This window comes from Helicobacter pylori, assembly GCF_006440215.1.
GTDB classification, from domain to species: Bacteria; Campylobacterota; Campylobacteria; order Campylobacterales; family Helicobacteraceae; genus Helicobacter; species Helicobacter pylori_CS.
In genome coordinates, this window is sequence record NZ_VEZH01000013.1 from 32890 (window position 1) to 52531 (window position 19642).

19 protein-coding genes and 1 pseudogene are annotated in these 19642 nt (G+C 38.5%); 14 read left to right on the top strand and 6 right to left on the bottom strand.

Going from position 1 to position 19642, the window contains the following annotated elements:
• Nucleotides 1-22 precede the first annotated feature (22 nt).
• The 8 genes from FIM44_RS06665 to cheW are packed head-to-tail and all read left to right on the top strand — an operon-like array spanning nucleotide 23 to nucleotide 9371.
• Nucleotides 23-556 (top strand): hypothetical protein, encoded by a 534-nt coding sequence (locus FIM44_RS06665; RefSeq protein ID WP_140579497.1) that lies wholly within the window; start codon nucleotides 23-25, stop codon nucleotides 554-556.
• Nucleotides 557-571: 15 nt separating this feature from the next.
• Entirely contained in the window at nucleotides 572-2146 is a 1575-nt protein-coding gene (gene serA, locus FIM44_RS06670; RefSeq protein ID WP_140579498.1) for a phosphoglycerate dehydrogenase, read from the top strand.
• Nucleotides 2147-2155: 9 nt separating this feature from the next.
• Complete coding sequence (locus tag FIM44_RS06675; protein WP_140579499.1) at nucleotides 2156-4006, top strand: menaquinone biosynthesis decarboxylase; 1851 nt, start codon at nucleotides 2156-2158, stop codon at nucleotides 4004-4006.
• A 9-nt stretch (nucleotides 4007-4015) separates the two neighbouring features.
• On the top strand, nucleotides 4016-4684 hold the full coding sequence (locus tag FIM44_RS06680; RefSeq protein WP_000133268.1) for a YggS family pyridoxal phosphate-dependent enzyme: 669 nt from the start codon (nucleotides 4016-4018) through the stop codon (nucleotides 4682-4684).
• A gap of 1 nt (nucleotide 4685) precedes the next feature.
• Nucleotides 4686-5444: a UDP-2,3-diacylglucosamine diphosphatase gene (locus FIM44_RS06685; RefSeq protein ID WP_140579500.1), complete on the top strand. Its 759-nt coding sequence runs from the start codon at nucleotides 4686-4688 to the stop codon at nucleotides 5442-5444.
• Between the two features lie 3 nt (nucleotides 5445-5447).
• Nucleotides 5448-6383 carry a chemotaxis protein CheV3 gene (cheV3, locus tag FIM44_RS06690; protein ID WP_033582974.1) on the top strand — a complete coding sequence of 312 codons (936 nt, stop codon included), beginning with the start codon at nucleotides 5448-5450 and terminating at the stop codon, nucleotides 6381-6383.
• Between the two features lie 55 nt (nucleotides 6384-6438).
• Nucleotides 6439-8877, top strand: a complete 2439-nt coding sequence (gene cheAY2, locus FIM44_RS06695) for a chemotaxis histidine kinase/response regulator CheAY2 (RefSeq protein ID WP_140579501.1) — start codon at nucleotides 6439-6441, stop codon at nucleotides 8875-8877.
• Nucleotides 8874-9371, top strand: coding sequence for a chemotaxis protein CheW (gene cheW / locus FIM44_RS06700; RefSeq protein ID WP_000070752.1), 498 nt, complete (start codon nucleotides 8874-8876; stop codon nucleotides 9369-9371). Before cheAY2 ends, cheW begins: the two co-directional genes overlap by 4 nt.
• Before the next feature lie 254 nt (nucleotides 9372-9625).
• Here cheW and tpx read toward each other — a convergent pair whose 3' ends face one another.
• Nucleotides 9626-10126, bottom strand: a complete 501-nt coding sequence (gene tpx, locus FIM44_RS06705) for a thiol peroxidase (RefSeq protein ID WP_140519637.1) — start codon at nucleotides 10124-10126, stop codon at nucleotides 9626-9628.
• 223 nt (nucleotides 10127-10349) lie between these two features.
• Between tpx and sodB the strand changes: the two genes are divergently transcribed.
• Together sodB and cmoA are read left to right on the top strand one after the other, a co-directional pair.
• On the top strand, nucleotides 10350-10991 hold the full coding sequence (sodB, locus tag FIM44_RS06710; protein ID WP_052936493.1) for a superoxide dismutase [Fe]: 642 nt from the start codon (nucleotides 10350-10352) through the stop codon (nucleotides 10989-10991).
• A 51-nt stretch (nucleotides 10992-11042) separates the two neighbouring features.
• Nucleotides 11043-11762 (top strand): carboxy-S-adenosyl-L-methionine synthase CmoA, encoded by a 720-nt coding sequence (cmoA, locus tag FIM44_RS06715; protein WP_140579502.1) that lies wholly within the window; start codon nucleotides 11043-11045, stop codon nucleotides 11760-11762.
• An 89-nt stretch (nucleotides 11763-11851) separates the two neighbouring features.
• Here cmoA and FIM44_RS06720 read toward each other — a convergent pair whose 3' ends face one another.
• The 3 genes from FIM44_RS06720 to FIM44_RS06730 are packed head-to-tail and all read right to left on the bottom strand — an operon-like array spanning nucleotide 11852 to nucleotide 14172.
• The gene (locus FIM44_RS06720) at nucleotides 11852-13711 is read right to left on the bottom strand and encodes a primosomal protein N' (RefSeq protein ID WP_140579503.1); all 1860 of its coding nucleotides are present in this window, start codon (nucleotides 13709-13711) and stop codon (nucleotides 11852-11854) included.
• Complete coding sequence (locus FIM44_RS06725; protein ID WP_140579504.1) at nucleotides 13696-13932, bottom strand: hypothetical protein; 237 nt, start codon at nucleotides 13930-13932, stop codon at nucleotides 13696-13698. Before FIM44_RS06725 ends, FIM44_RS06720 begins: the two co-directional genes overlap by 16 nt.
• A 12-nt stretch (nucleotides 13933-13944) precedes the next feature.
• Entirely contained in the window at nucleotides 13945-14172 is a 228-nt protein-coding gene (locus tag FIM44_RS06730; protein ID WP_001191188.1) for a cell division protein ZapB, read from the bottom strand.
• Between the two features lie 202 nt (nucleotides 14173-14374).
• Between FIM44_RS06730 and FIM44_RS06735 the strand changes: the two genes are divergently transcribed.
• Nucleotides 14375-15121, top strand: a complete 747-nt coding sequence (locus FIM44_RS06735) for an SPOR domain-containing protein (RefSeq protein WP_140579505.1) — start codon at nucleotides 14375-14377, stop codon at nucleotides 15119-15121.
• Nucleotides 15122-15128: 7 nt separating this feature from the next.
• Here FIM44_RS06735 and FIM44_RS06740 read toward each other — a convergent pair whose 3' ends face one another.
• The gene (locus FIM44_RS06740; RefSeq protein WP_021302977.1) at nucleotides 15129-15656 is read right to left on the bottom strand and encodes a hypothetical protein; all 528 of its coding nucleotides are present in this window, start codon (nucleotides 15654-15656) and stop codon (nucleotides 15129-15131) included.
• 178 nt (nucleotides 15657-15834) lie between these two features.
• On the opposite strand from FIM44_RS06740, the gene FIM44_RS06745 reads away from it, so the two are divergent.
• From FIM44_RS06745 to gdhA, 3 genes are all read left to right on the top strand, one after another.
• Nucleotides 15835-17058 (top strand): M48 family metallopeptidase, encoded by a 1224-nt coding sequence (locus FIM44_RS06745; RefSeq protein ID WP_140579506.1) that lies wholly within the window; start codon nucleotides 15835-15837, stop codon nucleotides 17056-17058.
• Nucleotides 17055-17885: a peptide chain release factor N(5)-glutamine methyltransferase gene (locus FIM44_RS06750; RefSeq protein ID WP_140579507.1), complete on the top strand. Its 831-nt coding sequence runs from the start codon at nucleotides 17055-17057 to the stop codon at nucleotides 17883-17885. The genes FIM44_RS06745 and FIM44_RS06750 overlap by 4 nt, the downstream gene beginning before the upstream one ends.
• A 65-nt stretch (nucleotides 17886-17950) precedes the next feature.
• On the top strand, nucleotides 17951-19297 hold the full coding sequence (gdhA, locus tag FIM44_RS06755) for an NADP-specific glutamate dehydrogenase (RefSeq protein WP_140579508.1): 1347 nt from the start codon (nucleotides 17951-17953) through the stop codon (nucleotides 19295-19297).
• 18 nt (nucleotides 19298-19315) lie between these two features.
• On the opposite strand, the pseudogene FIM44_RS08695 reads toward gdhA, so the two are convergent.
• A pseudogene (locus tag FIM44_RS08695) lies at nucleotides 19316-19642 on the bottom strand (glycosyltransferase family 10 domain-containing protein); the annotation flags it as partial.

Below are 19642 nucleotides of genomic sequence, written 5' to 3' on the forward strand. Positions count from 1 at the left end.
ATTTTAAAAGCATGAGAATGGCATGAGATTTAAGGGTGTTGTTGCTTTTATTTCCCTAGCTGTCGCTCTTGGCGTTTTAGCCTATTTGTTTTTAAGCGTTAAAAAAGAAATGCCCGCTACTTCTCATGCGATCTCTCAAACCAATGAAGGCCTCTCTCAAACAGATGCAAAAAGCCATGAAATCAACCTAGAAGAAAGCCCCAATAATCCTAATACCCCTAACGATGAAAAAGCCTCTCATAACGAAGAAGATCGCAATAACGCCCTTTCTCAAAACCTTGATGCGCAAGAAGTTATCAATTACCCTGTTATAGAGCATCATTTTGAAATCCCTTTTGAAGAAAAAAAAAGGGAATATTCAAAGCTTATCATTAAGGATTTAAAGGACTATCAATGGTGGTGCTTAAAAGAAATCCTTAAGAAAGAACAAATTGATTACGCTTACGATAGCACCAAAAACCAACCTAACCTCATCATCTATTTAGATAAAAACAAAAAAGAACGCTTTTTAGCTGATTTAGACTATTATAAAATACGCTATCATGCTGTTTTTTAAATTCAAAGGATAAAAATGTATCAAGTAGCCATTTGCGACCCCATCCATGCTAAAGGCATTCAAATTTTAGAAGCTCAAAAAGACATTGTCTTGCATGATTATTCCAAATGCCCCAAAAATGAGCTTTTAGAAAAACTCACTCCCATGGATGCACTCATCACGCGTAGCATGACCCCTATCACAAGCGATTTTTTAAAGCCCTTAACCCACTTAAAGTCCATTGTGAGAGCGGGCGTGGGAGTGGATAATATTGATTTAGAAAGCTGCTCTCAAAAAGGCATTGTAGTGATGAATATCCCTACCGCTAACACGATTGCCGCCGTGGAATTGACCATGGCGCATTTGATCAATGCAGTGCGCTCGTTCCCTTGCGCGAACGATCAAATCAAACACCAAAGGTTATGGAAAAGAGAAGATTGGTATGGCACGGAATTGAAAAATAAAAAGCTGGGCATCATTGGTTTTGGGAATATTGGCTCTAGGGTGGGCATTAGGGCTAAAGCCTTTGAAATGGAAGTCCTAGCCTATGATCCTTATATCCCTTCTTCAAAAGCCACTGATTTAGGGGTCATTTACACAAAAAATTTTGAAGACATTTTGCAATGTGATATGATCACTATCCACACCCCTAAAAATAAAGAAACCATTAACATGATAGGCGCTAAAGAGATCGAACGCATGAAAAAAGGGGTTATTTTGATCAATTGCGCTAGGGGTGGGCTTTATAATGAAGACGCTCTTTATGAAGCTTTAGAAACTAAAAAAGTGCGTTGGCTTGGCATTGATGTCTTTTCTAAAGAGCCTGGCATTCACAACAAGCTTTTAGACTTGCCTAATGTTTATGCGACCCCCCATATTGGCGCGAATACTTTAGAATCCCAAGAAGAAATTTCCAAACAAGCCGCTCAAGGGGTTATGGAATCTTTAAGGGGTTCAAGCCACCCGCATGCTTTGAATTTACCCATGCAAGCTTTTGATGCGAGCGCAAAAGCCTACTTGAATTTAGCGCAAAAACTGGGTTATTTTTCCAGTCAAATCCATAAGGGCGTGTGTCAAAAAATTGAGCTCAGTCTTTGTGGGGAGATCAACCAATTTAAAGACGCCCTTGTAGCCTTTGCACTAGTGGGGGTGTTAAAACCTGTTGTAGGGGATAAAATCAATTACATTAACGCCCCCTTTGTGGCCAAAGAAAGAGGCATTGAGATTAAGGTTAGCCTTAAAGAAAGCGCTTCACCCTATAAAAGCATGCTCTCTTTAACTCTAAATGCGGCTAATGGTTCAATCAGCGTGAGCGGCACGGTGTTTGAAGAAGATATTTTAAAACTCACTGAGATTGATGGGTTTCATATTGATATAGAGCCAAAGGGCAAAATGCTTTTATTCAGGAATACGGATATTCCAGGCGTTATTGGGAGTGTGGGGAATGCGTTCGCTAGGCATGGCATTAACATCGCTGATTTTCGTTTGGGGCGTAACACGCAAAAAGAAGCCTTAGCGCTCATTATTGTAGATGAAGAAGTTTCTTTGGAAGTTTTAGAAGAGCTTAAAAACATTCCTGCATGCTTGAGCGTTCATTATGTGGTTATTTAAGGTAGTTGGATGCGAGATTTTTTAAAGCTTTTAAAAGAGCATGATGAATTAGAAGTCATTAACACCCCCCTTGAAGTGGATTTAGAAATCGCTCATCTGACCTATATAGAAGCGAAAAAGCCTAATGGGGGCAAAGCCCTTTTATTCACGCAGCCCATAAGAAAAGAACATAACCAAATCAAAACCTTTGATATGCCTGTTTTAATGAACGCTTTTGGCTCTTTCAAACGCTTGGAGCTTTTATTAAAAACCCCTATAGAAAGCCTGCAACAACGCATGCAAACTTTCTTGCACTTTAATGCTCCTAAAAATTTCACTGAGGGTTTGAAAGTCTTAAAAGATTTATGGGATTTAAGACACATTTTCCCTAAAAAAACCACTCGCCCTAAAGATCTCATTATCAAGCAAGATAAAGAAGTCAATTTGTTGGATCTGCCCGTTTTAAAAACTTGGGAAAAAGATGGCGGGGCCTTTATCACTATGGGGCAAGTCTATACCCAAAGCCTGGATCATCAAAAAAAGAATTTAGGCATGTATCGTTTGCAAGTTTATGATAAAAACCATTTAGGCTTGCACTGGCAAATCCATAAAGACTCCCAACTCTTTTTCCACGAATACGCTAAGGCTAAAGTCAAAATGCCTGTCAGTATCGCTATTGGTGGGGATTTGCTCTACACATGGTGCGCGACAGCCCCCTTACCTTATGGGGTTTATGAACTCATGCTTTATGGGTTTATGAGAGGAAAAAAAGCACAAGTAATGCCTTGCTTGAGTAATTCTTTGAGCGTGCCAAGGGATTGCGATATTGTGATAGAAGGATTTGTAGATTGCGAAAAGCTAGAGCTTGAAGGGCCTTTTGGGGATCACACGGGCTATTATACCCCCATTGAGTCTTACCCTGTTTTAGAAGTCAAAACCATTAGCTATAAAAAAGATTCCATTTACTTGGCCACTGTGGTGGGTAAGCCCCCTTTAGAAGACAAATACATGGGGTATTTGACTGAACGCTTGTTTTTGCCCTTGCTTCAAATGAACGCCCCCAATCTGATAGATTATTATATGCCAGAAAATGGGGTGTTTCATAATTTGATTTTAGCCAAAATACACACGCGCTATAACGCTCATGCCAAACAAGTCATGCATGCTTTTTGGGGTGTGGGGCAGATGAGTTTTGTCAAACATGCGATTTTTGTCAATGAAGACGCTCCCAATCTAAGAGACACCAACGCTATCATTGAGTATATACTAGAAAATTTTTCTAAAGAAAAAATTCTCATCTCTCAAGGCATATGCGACGCTTTAGATCATGCAAGCCCTGAATGCGCTATGGGGGGGAAACTCGGTATTGATGCGACCTCTAAAAGCAATACCCCCCACCCCACGCTTTTAAACGATAACGCCTTATTAGCGCTTTTACAAGATAAAATGCCAAATATCGTTCTTTTGAAGCAATATTACCCGCACACCCGTAACCCCATTTGCATCATTAGCGTGGAAAAGAAAGACAAAAGCGTCATTGAATTGGCTAAAAACTTGCTCGGTTTTGAAGAGTATTTACGCATTGTCATCTTTGTAGAGCATATCAGCAACGATTTAAACAATCCTTACATGCTGTTATGGCGCATCGTTAATAACATTGATGCGCAACGCGATATTCTCATCTCTAAACATTGTTTTTTTATAGACGCTACCAATAAGGGCGTTATGGATAAACATTTTAGAGAATGGCCTACAGAAACCAATTGCTCCATGGAGGTCATAGAGGATTTGAAAAAGAAAGGGCTTTTAAAAGATTTTGAAACTTTAAATCAAAAATTCCATCTCACGCATTCTTTTAGCACGCATAAAGAAGATCTATAAAGAAAAGCTATGACAGATTATAGCCAAAGGATTGATACCCTCATCGCAAAAATAGAAAAGGCTCGCATCGCCTATTCAAGGCACCACATTGTAAAAATCGTGGCTGTTTCAAAAAACGCTTCCTTAGAAGCCATTCAAAATTACTATAACTGCTCTCAAAGGGCTTTTGGAGAAAATAAAGTTCAAGATCTAAAAATTAAAATGCATTCTTTAGAGCATTTACCCCTTGAATGGCACATGATAGGCTCTTTACAAGAGAATAAAATCAATGCGCTTTTGAGTTTAAAACCCGCTCTTTTGCATTCTTTAGACTCCTTAAAACTCGCTTTGAAGATAGAAAAGCGTTGCGAAATATTGGGCGTCAATTTAAACGCTCTTTTACAGGTTAATAGCGCATATGAGGAAAGTAAAAGCGGGGTGATGCCTGAAGAAACGCTAGAAATTTATTCTCAAATCAGTGAAACTTGCAAGCGCCTCAAACTTAAGGGGCTTATGTGTATAGGGGCTCATGCCGATGATGAAAAGGAAATTGAAAAATCCTTTATTACCACCAAAAAGCTTTTTGACCGATTAAAGAATGCGAGCGTCCTTTCAATGGGCATGAGTGATGATTTTGAATTAGCGATTGCTTGCGGGGCGAATCTTTTGAGGATTGGCTCTTTTTTGTTCAAAGAGTAAGATGCTAGAATCTTATGCACTTAAAAGTGGGGCTGTTTTTATCTCTGATGTGCATTTTTTGCCTAAAAGCCCTCATTTAATCCATACGCTTAAAGAACTTTTACGCGCCAAACCCCCACAAGTCTTTTTCATGGGCGATATTTTCCATGTTCTTGTGGGTTATTTACCCCTAGATAAAGAGCAGCAAAAAATCATTGGTTTAATCCATGCTTTAAGCGAAATTTCACAAGTCTTTTATTTTGAAGGCAACCATGATTTTTCCATGCGTTTTGTATTCAATTCCAAGGTGGTGGTTTTTGAGCGCCAAAACCAGCCCGTATTATTCCAACATGACAACAAACGCTTTTTACTAGCCCATGGGGATTTATTCACCACTAAAGCGTATGAATTTTACATCACGCAACTCACTTCCACTTGGGCTAGATTTTTTTTAACTTTTTTAAATTTATTAAGTTTTAAAACCTTATACCCCCTTTTTAAAAAACTCATTTATCAAAAACCTATCCGCCTTTGGGAATTAGAGTCAAAAGAATTGCAATCTTTTATTGAAAAGCGCCTAAAAGCCTATCAAAACTATATTAAAGATCTTAACATTGGTAGCATTGACGGCATTATAGAGGGGCATTTCCATCTCAAAAGCAATACAAAAATCCCCTTGAATGCGCCTATTTATTGCCCACTGCCTTCCTTTTATTACGAACAAAGCCTTTTTAAGGTATCATCAAGCATTTTAGAACCATCTCAAAATAAGGACGCCTAAATCATGGCAGAAAAAACAGCTAACGATTTAAAATTGAGTGAGATAGAACTCGTGGATTTTCGTATTTATGGCATGCAAGAGGGCGTCCCTTATGAGGGGATTTATGGCATCAATGTGGCTAAAGTCCAAGAAATCATCCCCATGCCTACCCTTTTTGAATACCCTACGAATTTGGATTACATTATCGGCGTGTTTGATTTGCGCTCCACGATCATTCCGCTTATAGACTTGGCTAAATGGATAGGGATTATCCCGGATAAAAGCAAGGAAAACGAAAAAATCGTCATTATCACTGAATTTAACAATGTTAAAATGGGCTTTTTAGTCCATTCTGCTAGGCGTATCAGGCGCATTAGCTGGAAAGATGTGGAGCCTGCATCCTTTAGTGCATCTAATAGCATCAATAAAGAAAATATCACCGGCACGACACGCATTGAAAACGACAAAACCCTACTCATTTTGGATTTAGAAAGCATTTTAGACGATTTAAAGCTTAATGAAGACGCTAAAAACGCTAAAGATACCCCTAAAGAGCGTTTTGAAGGCGAAGTGTTGTTTTTAGACGATAGCAAGACCGCAAGAAAAACCTTAAAAAACCATTTGAGCAAATTGGGTTTTAGCATCACTGAAGCTGTGGATGGGGAAGATGGGTTGAACAAATTAGAAATGTTATTCAAAAAATATGGGGATAATTTGAGGAAACATTTGAAATTCATTATTTCAGATGTTGAAATGCCTAAAATGGATGGCTATCATTTCTTATTCAAGCTCCAAGAAGACCCCAGGTTTGCCTATATTCCTGTGATTTTTAATTCTTCTATTTGCGATAATTACAGCGCTGAAAAGGCTAAAGAAATGGGGGCTGTAGCGTATTTAGTCAAGTTTGACGCAGAAAAATTCACCGAAGAAATTTCTAAGATTTTAGACAAGAATGCATAATTCTTTTTATAAAATTGTAAAATACTCTTATCTCAAACGCTAAAAAGGGTTTTAAATGGATGATTTGCAAGAAATAATGGAAGACTTCTTGATTGAAGCCTTTGAAATGAATGAGCAGTTGGATCAGGATCTGGTGGAATTAGAGCATAACCCTGAAGATTTGGACTTGCTCAATCGCATTTTTAGAGTCGCCCACACCATTAAAGGCTCTAGCTCGTTTTTGAATCTTAACATTCTCACGCACCTCACGCACAACATGGAAGATGTCTTGAATCGCGCTAGAAAGGGCGAAATTAAGATCACGCCTGATATTATGGATGTCGTGTTGCGCTCCATTGATTTGATGAAAACCTTACTCGTAACGATTAGAGATACCGGATCGGATACTAATAACGGCAAGGAAAACGAGATTGAAGAAGTAGTCAAAAAGCTTCAAGCCATTACGAGCCAAAATTTAGAGGGCGCTAAAGAAACTTCAGGGGCTAAAGAAGCCCCCAAAGAAGAAGCGAAAAAAGAAGTGAAAGAAGAAAATACAGAAGAAAATAAAGAGAACAAGGCAAAAGCCCCTACTGCAGAAAATTCCGCAAGCGATAACCCGCTAGCCGATGAGCCGGATTTGGATTACGCTAACATGAGCGCTGAAGAAGTGGAAGCGGAAATTGAACGACTGCTTAACAAACGCCAAGAAGCCGATAAAGAACGAAGAGCTCAAAAAAAGCAAGAAGATCAAGCCAAGCCTAAACAAGAAGTCGCCCCAGCAAAAGAAACTCCTAAAACAGAAACCCCCAAAGCCCCTAAAACCGAAACTAAAGCTAAGGCTAAAGCAGATACTGAAGAAAATAAAGCCCCCTCTATTGGCGTGGAGCAAACCGTTAGGGTGGATGTGCGCCGCTTGGATCACTTAATGAATTTAATCGGTGAGCTTGTTTTAGGAAAAAATCGCTTGATCAGGATTTATAGCGATGTGGAAGAACGCTATGATGGGGAAAAGTTTTTAGAGGAATTAAACCAGGTGGTTTCTTCTATTTCAGCGGTAACGACAGACTTGCAGCTTGCGGTGATGAAAACTAGGATGCAACCAGTGGGCAAAGTGTTCAATAAATTCCCTCGCATGGTAAGGGATTTGAGTCGGGAATTAGGCAAGAGCATTGAATTAATCATTGAGGGCGAAGAAACCGAACTAGACAAATCCATTGTAGAAGAGATTGGCGATCCGCTCATTCACATCATCCGTAACTCATGCGATCATGGGATTGAGCCTTTAGAAGAAAGAAGAAGGCTTAACAAGCCTGAAACCGGTAAAGTGCAATTGAGCGCGTATAATGAGGGTAACCACATTGTGATTAAAATCTCTGATGATGGCAAGGGGTTAGACCCTGTGATGCTTAAAGAAAAAGCGATTGAAAAAGGGGTGATTAGCGAAAGAGACGCTGAAGGCATGAGCGATAGGGAAGCGTTTAACCTCATTTTCAAGCCAGGCTTTTCTACCGCAAAAGTCGTTTCCAATGTTTCAGGCAGGGGTGTTGGCATGGATGTGGTGAAAACCAATATTGAAAAGCTCAATGGGATCATTGAAATTGATTCAGAAGTGGGGGTAGGCACGACTCAAAAGCTTAAAATCCCTCTCACTCTGGCTATCATTCAAGCTTTACTCGTGGGCGTTCAAGAAGAATATTACGCTATCCCGCTTTCTTCAGTTTTAGAAACCGTGCGCATCAGCCAAGATGAAATCTACACCGTTGATGGCAAGAGCGTGTTGCGTTTGAGAGATGAGGTGCTTTCTTTGGTGCGCCTTTCTGATATTTTTAAAGTGGATGCTATTTTGGAATCCAACTCAGATGTGTATGTGGTCATCATTGGCTTGGCTGATCAAAAAATTGGCGTGATCGTGGATTATTTGATCGGTCAAGAAGAAGTGGTCATCAAATCTTTAGGCTACTACCTTAAAAACACTAGAGGCATTGCTGGCGCTACGGTGAGAGGCGATGGGAAAATCACCCTCATTGTAGATGTGGGGGCGATGATGGATATGGCAAAAAGCATCAAGGTCAATATCACTACCTTAATGAATGAATCCGAAAACACGAAGAGCAAAAATTCTCCTAGCGATTACATTGTCTTAGCGATTGATGACAGCAGCACGGACAGAGCGATTATCCGCAAATGTTTAAAACCATTAGGCATCACGCTTTTAGAGGCCTCTAATGGGTTAGAGGGCTTAGAAATGCTTAAAAATGGCGATAAGATTCCGGACGCTATTTTAGTGGATATTGAAATGCCTAAAATGGATGGCTATACTTTCGCTTCTGAAGTGCGCAAATACAATAAATTCAAAAACCTGCCTTTGATTGCAGTAACCAGTCGGGTGACTAAAACCGATAGGATGCGCGGCGTTGAATCTGGCATGACTGAATACATCACCAAACCTTATAGCGGTGAGTATTTAACCACCGTGGTGAAACGCAGCATTAAATTAGAAGGAGGCGAATCATGAGCAATCAATTAAAAGATTTATTTGAAAAACAAAAAGAAGCTAGTGCGGGTTCTAAACAAGAAGACAATGAAGAAATTTTGCAATTCATTGGCTTTATTATTGGCGATGAAGAATACGCCATTCCTATTTTGAATATTTTAGAAATCGTCAAACCCATTGGTTACACACGAGTCCCTGAAACCCCAAATTATGTGCTTGGCGTGTTCAATTTAAGGGGTAATGTCTTCCCTTTGATCAGTTTGCGCCTAAAGTTTGGCTTGAAAGCCGAAAAGCAAAACAAAGACACTCGCTATTTAGTAGTGCGCCATAACGATCAGATCGCTGGGTTTTTCATCGATCGCTTAACTGAAGCCATTCGCATCAAGCAAACGGATATTGACCCAGTGCCAGAAACTTTGAGCGATAACAATAATTTAACTTATGGTATTGGGAAGCAAAACGACAGACTCGTAACCATTTTAAGAGTGGAAGAAATCTTAAAAAAAGACTTCTAAAAACCTTTTTCTATCAAACCCTTATGGGTTTTGTGAAAGATTTATTCCATTAAAAGCTTGATTTTAATCAAGCGGTAATGTTTGATTGACAACAGAGTTTTTTTAATCTTTTCTTTTAAAAACAGCGTGAAACTTTTTTAAACGGATTAAAAAGAACTTCTTATTTTTTAGTCTTTGTTGCCAACGCTTTTTAATAAGTGGGGCTTTTTGCGTTGAGATTCACTAAATTGTAGCCCCCTCCTTTTAAGGATTTCCTATTTCAACACTTTTAAAAGCGCTTCATAATTGGGCTCTTCTAAAATGTTTTGAACGATTTCTTTATAGATAACCACTCCCTTATCATCAAGAACAAACACCGATCGAGCGAGTAAGCCTTGCAAAGAGCCTTTGCCCAACAGCACGCCGTAATTTTCCCCAAAAGCCTTATACCTAAAATCGCTTAAAATTCTTAAGTCCTTAATGCCTTCAGCGCCGCAAATTTGCCCTTGAGAAAAAGGCAAGTCCATAGAAATAACGCTAAAACTCACAGAAGGCAGTTTGCCGGCTTGCTCATTGAAGTGTTTGGCTTGGAGCAAGCAAACCGATCCGGTTAAACTAGGAAGCGCGCTAACGACTTGAAAACGCACGCCCTGCTTCAACAAATTGACTTCTTGCAAATCGCCATTGACCAATTTCACATCAAGGGCTTTATCGCCCACTTTTAAGGTTTTCCCTTCTAATTGGTATGTTTCTTCTTTAAAAGTAACTTTTTGCATGGTTAAATCCTTTCTAATTGAATTGCTATATTGCGTTAGAATAGTAGCCCATTAAGATTAACTTTTAACAAATTTAAAGAGAATTTGTTTAAAAAGTCGTTTTCATTTTAAAAAACCCCTTAAAATCTACAAAATTTGCATAACGATCCATTTTTAAGAAAAGATTTACCAAAAAGTATTAAAAAATGATTACAATACGGCTATCTGATCACAAGGAGAAAACATGTTTACATTACGAGAGTTGCCTTTTGCTAAAGACAGCATGGGAGATTTTTTAAGCCCTGTGGCGTTTGATTTCCACCATGGGAAACACCATCAAACTTATGTGAATAATTTGAATAACTTAATCAAAGGCACGGAGTTTGAGAAGAGTTCTTTGTTTGATATTTTGACGAAGTCTAGCGGAGGCGTGTTTAATAACGCCGCTCAAATTTACAACCACGATTTTTATTGGGATTGCCTAAGCCCAAAAGCGACTGCTTTAAGCGATGAGTTAAAAGGGGCTTTAGAAAAAGATTTTGGCTCACTAGAAAAATTTAAAGAAGACTTCATTAAGAGTGCGACTACTTTGTTTGGCTCTGGTTGGAATTGGGCAGCGTATAATTTAGACACTCAAAAAATTGAAATCATTCAAACCAGCAACGCACAAACCCCGGTTACGGATAAAAAAGTGCCGCTTTTGGTGGTGGATGTGTGGGAGCATGCTTATTACATTGACCATAAAAACGCGCGCCCTGTGTATTTGGAAAAATTCTATGGGCATATCAATTGGCATTTTGTCTCTCAATGCTATGAGTGGGCGAAAAAAGAAGGCTTAGGCTCAGTGGATTACTACATCAATGAGTTGGTGCACAAAAAAGCTTAAGCGTTACTGCTGTTGTGGTTTAAAGATTTTTAAACCACGCTTCTTTTTTGAATGAAAGACACTCTGTTTAATCAATCTCTAAACAAGCGTTTTTGTTTTGATGAGAAAGTCGCCCATGTTTTTGATGACATGCTGGAGCGTTCTATTCCTTATTACCATGAAATGTTGGATTTGGGGGCGTATTTTATCGCTCAAAACTTAAAAGAAAATCTCAATCCTAAGCCCTTGATTTATGATTTGGGTTGTTCTACCGGGAACTTTTTTATCGCGCTTAACCGGCAAATCCAACAAGATATTGAGCTTGTAGGGATTGACAATTCCATGCCCATGCTCAAAAAAGCACAAGAAAAATTAAAAGATTTTAAAAATGCCCGTTTTGAATGCATGGATTTTTTAGAGGTTGAGTTTAAAGAAGCGAGCGCGTTTTCATTGCTTTTTGTGCTGCAATTTGTCCGCCCCATGCAAAGAGAGGTGCTGCTCAAAAAGATTTATAACAGCCTTGCGTTGAATGGGGTTTTATTGGTGGGCGAAAAGATCATGAGCGAAGATCGGATATTAGACAAGCAAATGATAGAGCTATACTACCTTTATAAACAAAATCAAGGCTATAGCCACAATGAAATCGCTTTCAAAAGGGAAGCGTTAGAAAATGTGCTTGTGCCTTATAGTTTAAAAGAAAATGTCGCTCTTTTAGAAAGCGTGGGGTTTAAGCATGTGGAAGCAGTGTTTAAATGGGTGAATTTCACGCTGTTGGTCGCCAGAAAAACTTAAGTTTTTTAAAATAATATAGAAGACTTAAGTTTTTTAAAATAATATAGAAGACTTAAGTTTTTTAAAACAATATAGAAAACTTAAGTGTTTTAAAAAATATCTATAGGGTCCATGTTCACGCTGCAAGGGATATTAGGGGCGGTTTTTAAAAACGCATGCACGCTTTTGATTAGGCTTAAAGGGTTTTTGGAACGCAACAAAATAAGGTAGCGGTAAGAAGAAGCGATTTTTTCAATAGGGGCTTTGAAATTGGAGAGCGTTACGCCCTTTTCTAAACACAAAGAAAGGGTTTGAGAGGCTTTTAGGCTCAATTGTTGGGCTTTTTCTTCGTTTTTATGCTTAAACTCTAACAAACACAGCCTTGAAAAAGGCGGGTAGAGTTCGCACCTTTCTTGCAATTCGTATTGTAAAAAATCTTCATAATCTTCTAAGAAATTTTTTAATAGATCGGTTTCGGTGCTTTGAATGAACACTTGGCCAGAAATTTGCCTAGCACTCCTCCCAGCGATTTGATAAAGTAACGACACGCCTTCTTCTAAAGCCCTGTAACTATTGGATTTAATGATATTGTCTATGCCTAAAACAACCGCTAAACTCACTTTAGCGTAATCATGCCCTTTGCTTATCATTTGAGTGCCGATTAAGATATTGGTTTTTTGAGCGTTGAAATCGTTTAAAATATTGTGGAGTTTTTTTGGCGTGCTGGTATGATCTTTATCTAAAATGGCTATTTTAGCGCCTTTCAAAAGGCCTTCCAACTCGTTCAACACTTGCATGGTGCCTATCCTTTTACCCACTAAAACCTCGCTTTGACACGCGCTGCAAATTTTAGGGATAGGGCTTGAAAAATGGCAATAGTGGCACATGAGTTTGTTGGTTTTTAAATGCAAACTCATATTCACGCTGCAAAAGGGGCATTGAACGCTTTTATAGCAATTTTGACACAGCAAGGTTTTGAAATTAGCCCTTGTAGGCACAAAAATAATAACTTGCTCGTTTTTGTCTATAACTTGTTTTAGCGCTTCTAGGAGTTTGGGCGTGATAAAACGCTCGGTTTTTTCAAAAATAATGTTTTTTTGCGTAGGCGTGTAGCGCCCCTTTAAGCGCACTAAAGCCTTATCTTTAAAGCGTTTGTAACTATTTAAACTTGGCGTAGCAGATCCTAAAATCACTTGAATAGGGAATTTATGGGATAAATACAAGCATAAATCCCTAGCGTTATACATAGGGCTTTGATGGGATTTATAAGAAAAGTCATGCTCTTCATCTACAATGATTAAACCCAACTCCTTAAGGGGTAAAAACAACGCGCTTCGTGTGCCTACCACTAATTTGATTTCTTGCGAATAAAGCTTTTCTAAAAATTGTTTTTTTTGGGTTTGAGAGAGTTTGCTATGCCACAAGCCTAAATTTTCTTTAAAAACCCTTTTAAGGCGTTGTTGCATTTGAGGGGTGAGGGCGATTTCTGGCACTAACAATAAAGCGCTTTTTTTTTGCTCTAAAGTTTGAGCGATTGAATGCATATAAATCTCGGTTTTCCCACTACCCGTATCGCCAAAGAGCAAGCTTGCTGAATGTTTTTGCAATTCTTTTAAAGCGTTTGTTTGCGTTTGGCTTAACGCATTAAGAACAGGCTCAATTGTTTCTAACCCCACCAAATCACATTCTTTAAAAGGGGTAAAAAGATTTAAGACTGAAGAAAGATTAGCCGAGTAATATTGAGCGATAAATAGAGCGAGATCTATTTGAAAGGGGAGTAAAAAATAAGGGGTTTTTTCTAGTTCTAGGCATTCAAAAGAGGGTTTTGAAACTTCTTCAAGAACGACTCCCAAAAGCGTTTTATTCCTTAAATGGATATTAACTATCGCTCCTTTTTGGTGTTGCTCTTGAGAAAAGTAAGTTAAAGGGGGGGTTTTATTTTTTAAAGGAGCGATTAAGTGATAGAACATGATGAGATTCTTTCTAAAAGCTTTTTGAGTTCATTGTGCAAATACTCGTTTTGACAACTTTCATGCAAATAATCCTTTAAAAGCTCTAAGGCGTTTAATTCTTGGTTATGGAAACGCTCCTTTAGGGTGCGTTTCATCTCATCGCTAAAGGTGTTATTGAGAGAGATTTTATAGCGTTTGCCTAAATAAGTGATTTCTAAGCTATCGTTTTGTGAATGCATGTTTTTAATGGTTTATGACAATAAATCAGAGATTTTGTCATAAAGACCTTGAATGCCCTTATCTTTAGCGCTCAATTCATCGTATAAAATAGCGATTTGAATGTCTTTTTCTTCATTTTGTGCATTCAGTGTGGTGTTTGCTTGGCGTAAAGCGTTCAACTCTTCTTCTTGTTTTTTGATTTTTTCAATCAATTCATCAATTTTAGCGCCCAATTGGTTTAACAAACTTAAAGATTGCATAGTAAACCTTTCATGGTTTTTAAAAGTTATTATATCAAAGCTATTTAATTATCGCAAAACACCCCTATCCCCTTAAGGTAATGACCTTTAGCATAAAATAAAGTAACTAAAACCCCATGTTTTAAACCATTCTTATGGCGGTATTTGGTATTTTTGATTACCATAAAGCAACAAGACAGAAAGCTTGACATGGGAGTGGTAAATGCAAAAAAGTATATTAAAAATGACTCTGTTGTTGGTTTTTCTCTTTTTAAGAAACGCTGTTGGTTTAGAGGATAAAAAAGCCGATCCTAAAAGCGTTCAAAATACGCCCAAAAATTTACCCCCTATCCAATTAAGGCTCAATCAAGTCCATGAAGAACTTATAGAAATGTTAGAAAATATGGGGAAAGGCACGCAGTATGAGTTCCCTAAAATCAAAGAAATCCTAGAGCAAAGCGAAGAAGAATGGCTCAAAGTCGCCCATGAAGAATGCGTGGCGTTGGTCATGCTAATAAGCCCCAAGGCTTCTATTGAAAGTAGCCCGATTTATAAGAATTGCTATGAAGCTTATGTGAAGCAAAGAATCCATGATTTATATGATTTTTATATAGAGGGCAAAAAAGTGAAAAGAAAAATCAAGAAAGCCCATAAGCAAGAGGTTGCCACTAAGCAATCCCAACCTTTAACAAAAGAGCCATCTAAAAATGAAAATAAAAAAAGCTTAGTAAAACCCAGCTTAAAAGATGCGAGTATCCCTAAAGGGTATTACTTGCAAATTGGGGTTTTTTCGAACGCGCCCAGTAAGGATTTTTTGCAAACGCTCAAAACTTTCCCTTACCAAATGGAGAAAAAAGACTCTCTCACGCATTATTTGATTGGCCCTTATAGAACGAAAGAAGAAGCCCTAAAACAGCTTGAAAATGCGCTTAAAAGCTTTAAAAATAAGCCTGTGTTGGTGGAAAAGTAATTTTTACTTAGTTTGATTGGATCTTATAAAGCCACATGGCTATTAACGCAACAAACAAACTCGCGCCCAAAAACACATAACCTATCATTTGATAAAGGGGGATAAAATTTTTTTGAATCTCTTCTTCTGCAATAATGATTTTAGAAACCCCCAAGCGGTTAGTTGGGGTGCTGTCTGTGAGGTAAAAACCTTGTTTTTTAAACGCAAAATAAGGGGTTTTGATTGCGTCATTTTTAAAAGAGGCCACAAACGCCCCGATATTAGAAAACTTGACTTTGTTGTCCCCATCTAATAAGACAAAGGGGGTGTTTTTGAATCGTTCTTCTAAGATTTTTAAAGGCTCTAAAGAAGAGGCATTATCCAATTCTAAAAGGCTTTTAGCGATCGCATCAGCGGTGTATTGCATGCGTATTTGGGTGTTTTCTAAGAGGTTATTTTTCGCATAAAAGAAAAATAACGCTAACAAAACCCCCACTAAAAGCAAGGTAGAAAGGGCGTAAATGATTAAAAAACGCTTTTTAAAAGAATAGGGCATGACGAACCTTTTTGTTTATAGCGGGTTGCATAACACAGCTTTTTATTATTGGATTAAAAACGCTCAAAAACAGCCTCTTTTTTCTACCATATTTATTTAATCTTATGGCAAATTTTTGAAAAATTGTTATAATTCCTACACTTTTATTGGCAAATTGATTGAGAAAGGAGTTTAGAACATGCTTGACATATGGATAGATATGATAATTTGTATTTTTTATTTGCTCTTTTTTACGACTCCTTACATTGTGGGCGATGTTTTGCAATTGAAATTTATCCGTCAAAAGCTCTGCGAAAAGCCTGTTTTACTCCCACAAAAGGATTATGAAGAAGCGGGGAATTACGCCATTAGGAAAATGCAATTATCCATTATTTCTCAAATTTTAGATGGGATAATCTTTGCTGGTTGGGTCTTTTTTGGTTTGACGCATTTAGAAGATTTGACGCATTATTTAAACCTTTCTGAAACGCTAGGTTACTTGGTGTTTGCCTTGTTGTTTTTAGCGATTCAAAGCGTTTTATCCTTACCCATTAGCTACTACACCACCATGCATTTGGATAAGGAATTTGGCTTTTCTAAGGTGAGCTTGTCGTTGTTTTTTAAGGATTTTTTCAAAGGGTTATTGCTCACTTTAAGCGTGGGGTTGTTGTTGATTTACATTCTCATTATGATCATTGAACATGTGGAACATTGGGAGATTAGCTCGTTTTTTGTCGTGTTTGTTTTTATGATCTTGGCTAATCTTTTTTACCCTAAAATCGCCCAGCTTTTCAACCAATTCACCCCCTTGAATAATAGGGATTTGGAGAGTCAAATTGAGGGCATGATGGATAAGGTGGGTTTTAAATCCGAAGGCATTTTTGTGATGGACGCTAGCAAGAGGGATGGGCGTTTGAATGCGTATTTTGGGGGCTTGGGCAAAAACAAGCGGGTGGTGTTGTTTGACACTTTGATCTCTAAAGTTGGGACAGAAGGGCTTTTAGCCATTTTAGGGCATGAATTAGGGCATTTTAAAAATAAGGATTTGTTGAAAAGTTTAGGGATTATGGGAGGTTTGCTCGCTCTTGTTTTTGCTTTGATCGCTCATTTGCCGCCGTTGGTTTTTGAAGGCTTTAATGTCTCGCAAACGCCAGCGAGTTTGATTGCGATTTTACTCTTGTTTTTGCCGGTGTTTTCTTTTTACGCCATGCCTTTGATCGGGTTTTTTAGCCGAAAGAATGAATACAATGCGGACAAATTTGGAGCGAGTTTAAGCTCTAAAGAGATTTTAGCCAAAGCGTTAGTGTCTATTGTGAGCGAGAATAAAGCGTTCCCCTATTCGCACCCTTTTTATGTTTTCTTGCATTTCACACACCCACCCCTATTAGAGCGCTTGAAAGCTTTGGATTATGAAATTGAATGACCCTTTCACAAGCCCTAAACAAAGCCAAAAAAGAATTATCGCAAAAAGGTTTTAGGGGGGGGTTAGAGTCTGAAATTTTATTAGGCTTTGTCTTGCAAAAAGAAAGGGTTTTTTTGCACACGCATGCTTATTTAGAGTTAAACCACGAAGAAGAGGCACGCTTTTTTGAATTGGTAGAAAAGCGCTTGAATGATTGCCCCATAGAGTATTTATTAGGAAGCTGTGATTTTTACGGGCGCTCTTTTTTTGTGAATGAGCATGTTTTAATCCCACGGCCTGAAACGGAGATTTTGGTCAAAAAAGCCCTTGATATTATTTCTCAATACCATTTAAAAGAGATAGGCGAAATAGGCATAGGGAGCGCTTGCGTGTCCGTTAGTTTGGCTTTAGAAAACCCCAAAATTTCCATTCATGCGAGCGATATTTCACCAAAAGCTTTAGAAGTGGCGTCCAAAAATATTGAACGCTTTAATTTAAAAAAGCGTGTTTTCTTAAAAAAAACGCATCTTTGGGATCGCATGCCAATAATAGAAATGCTTGTCTCTAACCCGCCTTATATCGCTAGAGGTTATCCTTTGGAAAAATCCGTTCTCAAAGAACCGCATGAAGCCCTTTTTGGGGGGGTTAAAGGCGATGAAATCTTAAAAGAAATCATCTTTTTAGCCACTGAATTAAAAATCCCTTTTTTGGCTTGTGAAATGGGGTATGACCAGTTAAAAAGCCTGAAAGAATGCTTGGAATTTTGCGGTTATGATGCGGAGTTTTACAAGGATTGGAGCGGCTTTGATAGAGGGTTCATAGGCATTTTAAAAAGTTTTTTAAGATAAAGTTAAAACTTAATTACCCTTTTAGTGTTACAATAAAAACACTTAAAACAATAAAGGATGCCGCTATGTATATTGAAAAAATTCTCCAATCTTTACAGAAAAAATACCCCTATCAAAAAGAGTTCCATCAAGCCGTCTATGAAGCTATCACTTCTTTAAAACCCCTTTTAGACAGCGATAAAAGTTATGAAAAGCATGCCATTTTAGAGCGTTTGATTGAGCCTGAAAGGGAGATTTTTTTTAGGGTGTGTTGGCTAGATGATAACAACCAGATTCAAGTCAATCGGGGGTGTAGGGTTGAATTCAATTCAGCGATTGGCCCTTATAAGGGAGGTTTGAGATTCCACCCTAGCGTGAATGAAAGCGTGATCAAGTTTTTAGGCTTTGAGCAAGTGTTGAAAAATTCGCTCACCACTTTGGCTATGGGGGGTGCTAAGGGGGGGAGCGATTTTGACCCTAAAGAAAAGAGCGAGCATGAGATCATGCGTTTTTGCCAGGCGTTCATGAATGAATTATACCGCCATATTGGGGCTACGACTGATGTGCCAGCCGGGGATATTGGAGTGGGCGAAAGAGAGATTGGCTATCTGTTTGGGCAATACAAAAAATTAGTCAATCGTTTTGAGGGCGTATTGACCGGTAAAGGGCTAACTTATGGGGGGAGCTTGTGCAGAAAAGAAGCTACCGGTTATGGGTGCGTGTATTTTGCTGAAGAAATGTTGCAAGAAAGGAACAGCTCTTTAGAAGGTAAGGTTTGCAGCGTTTCTGGGAGCGGTAATGTCGCTATTTATACCATTGAAAAATTGCTTCAAATAGGAGCCAAACCGGTAACTGCGAGCGATTCTAATGGCATGATTTATGATAAAGACGGCATTGATTTAGAGCTTTTGAAAGAGATTAAAGAAATCCGCCGTGGGAGGATCAAAGAATACGCCCTGCAAAAACCAAGTGCGAAATACACCCCTACAGAAAATTACCCCAAAGGGGGGAATGCTATATGGCATGTGCCTTGTTTTGCGGCTTTTCCTAGTGCGACCGAGAATGAATTGAGCGTTTTAGACGCTAAAACTCTCCTTTCTAACGGATGCAAATGCGTGGCTGAAGGGGCGAACATGCCCTCAAGCAATGAGGCGATTGAATTGTTTTTGCAGGCTAAGATTTCTTATGGTATAGGCAAGGCGGCTAATGCTGGGGGGGTGAGCGTGAGCGGCTTGGAAATGGCGCAAAACGCGAGCATGCACCCTTGGAGTTTTGAAGTGGTGGATGCGAAATTACACCATATTATGAAAGAGATTTATAAGAATGTCTCTCAAACCGCTAAAGAGTTTAAAGACCCTACTAATTTTGTTTTAGGGGCTAATATCGCTGGTTTTAGAAAGGTGGCGTCTGCGATGATAGCGCAAGGGGTTTGATGGGTTTGTTTTACAAACTTATTTTTTAACCCATCTCCTTATTACACGCAATAAGGGTAAGGATTTTTGATAAGTTTTGCGATAGATTTTAAAAGTGGTGTTTTGAGAGAGTTCCAATAAAGGTGAAGCGTTTTGAAAAAGCCACTCATAATTAACCCTCAAATTATCATAATTAACCCTCAAATTATCATAATTAACCCTCAAATTATCATAATTAACCCTCAAATTATCATAATTAACCCTCAAATTATCATAATTAACCCTCAAATTATCAATGGATACTAGTGGATCATGCAGATCACGATAAAGAGTGGAAAGGTTATTGTGGTAAATCGTATCGTTTTC

Excerpts from the sequence above, each read along its gene's own strand:
- FIM44_RS06665 (WP_140579497.1), top strand. The coding sequence starts at position 23 with ATGAGATTTAAGGGTGTTGTTGCTTTTATTTCCCTAGCTGTCGCTCTT.
- cheAY2 (WP_140579501.1), top strand. The coding sequence starts at position 6,439 with ATGGATGATTTGCAAGAAATAATGGAAGACTTCTTGATTGAAGCCTTT.
- FIM44_RS06725 (WP_140579504.1), bottom strand. The coding sequence starts at position 13,932 with ATGCATTCACAAAACGATAGCTTAGAAATCACTTATTTAGGCAAACGC.
- FIM44_RS06730 (WP_001191188.1), bottom strand. The coding sequence starts at position 14,172 with ATGCAATCTTTAAGTTTGTTAAACCAATTGGGCGCTAAAATTGATGAA.
- FIM44_RS06680 (WP_000133268.1), top strand. The coding sequence starts at position 4,016 with ATGACAGATTATAGCCAAAGGATTGATACCCTCATCGCAAAAATAGAA.
- FIM44_RS06735 (WP_140579505.1), top strand. The coding sequence starts at position 14,375 with ATGCAAAAAAGTATATTAAAAATGACTCTGTTGTTGGTTTTTCTCTTT.
- FIM44_RS06720 (WP_140579503.1), bottom strand. The coding sequence starts at position 13,711 with ATGTTCTATCACTTAATCGCTCCTTTAAAAAATAAAACCCCCCCTTTA.
- cheW (WP_000070752.1), top strand. The coding sequence starts at position 8,874 with ATGAGCAATCAATTAAAAGATTTATTTGAAAAACAAAAAGAAGCTAGT.
- FIM44_RS06685 (WP_140579500.1), top strand. The coding sequence starts at position 4,686 with ATGCTAGAATCTTATGCACTTAAAAGTGGGGCTGTTTTTATCTCTGAT.
- gdhA (WP_140579508.1), top strand. The coding sequence starts at position 17,951 with ATGTATATTGAAAAAATTCTCCAATCTTTACAGAAAAAATACCCCTAT.
- FIM44_RS06745 (WP_140579506.1), top strand. The coding sequence starts at position 15,835 with ATGCTTGACATATGGATAGATATGATAATTTGTATTTTTTATTTGCTC.
- cmoA (WP_140579502.1), top strand. The coding sequence starts at position 11,043 with ATGAAAGACACTCTGTTTAATCAATCTCTAAACAAGCGTTTTTGTTTT.
- tpx (WP_140519637.1), bottom strand. The coding sequence starts at position 10,126 with ATGCAAAAAGTTACTTTTAAAGAAGAAACATACCAATTAGAAGGGAAA.
- serA (WP_140579498.1), top strand. The coding sequence starts at position 572 with ATGTATCAAGTAGCCATTTGCGACCCCATCCATGCTAAAGGCATTCAA.
- FIM44_RS06750 (WP_140579507.1), top strand. The coding sequence starts at position 17,055 with ATGACCCTTTCACAAGCCCTAAACAAAGCCAAAAAAGAATTATCGCAA.
- cheV3 (WP_033582974.1), top strand. The coding sequence starts at position 5,448 with ATGGCAGAAAAAACAGCTAACGATTTAAAATTGAGTGAGATAGAACTC.
- sodB (WP_052936493.1), top strand. The coding sequence starts at position 10,350 with ATGTTTACATTACGAGAGTTGCCTTTTGCTAAAGACAGCATGGGAGAT.
- FIM44_RS06740 (WP_021302977.1), bottom strand. The coding sequence starts at position 15,656 with ATGCCCTATTCTTTTAAAAAGCGTTTTTTAATCATTTACGCCCTTTCT.
- FIM44_RS06675 (WP_140579499.1), top strand. The coding sequence starts at position 2,156 with ATGCGAGATTTTTTAAAGCTTTTAAAAGAGCATGATGAATTAGAAGTC.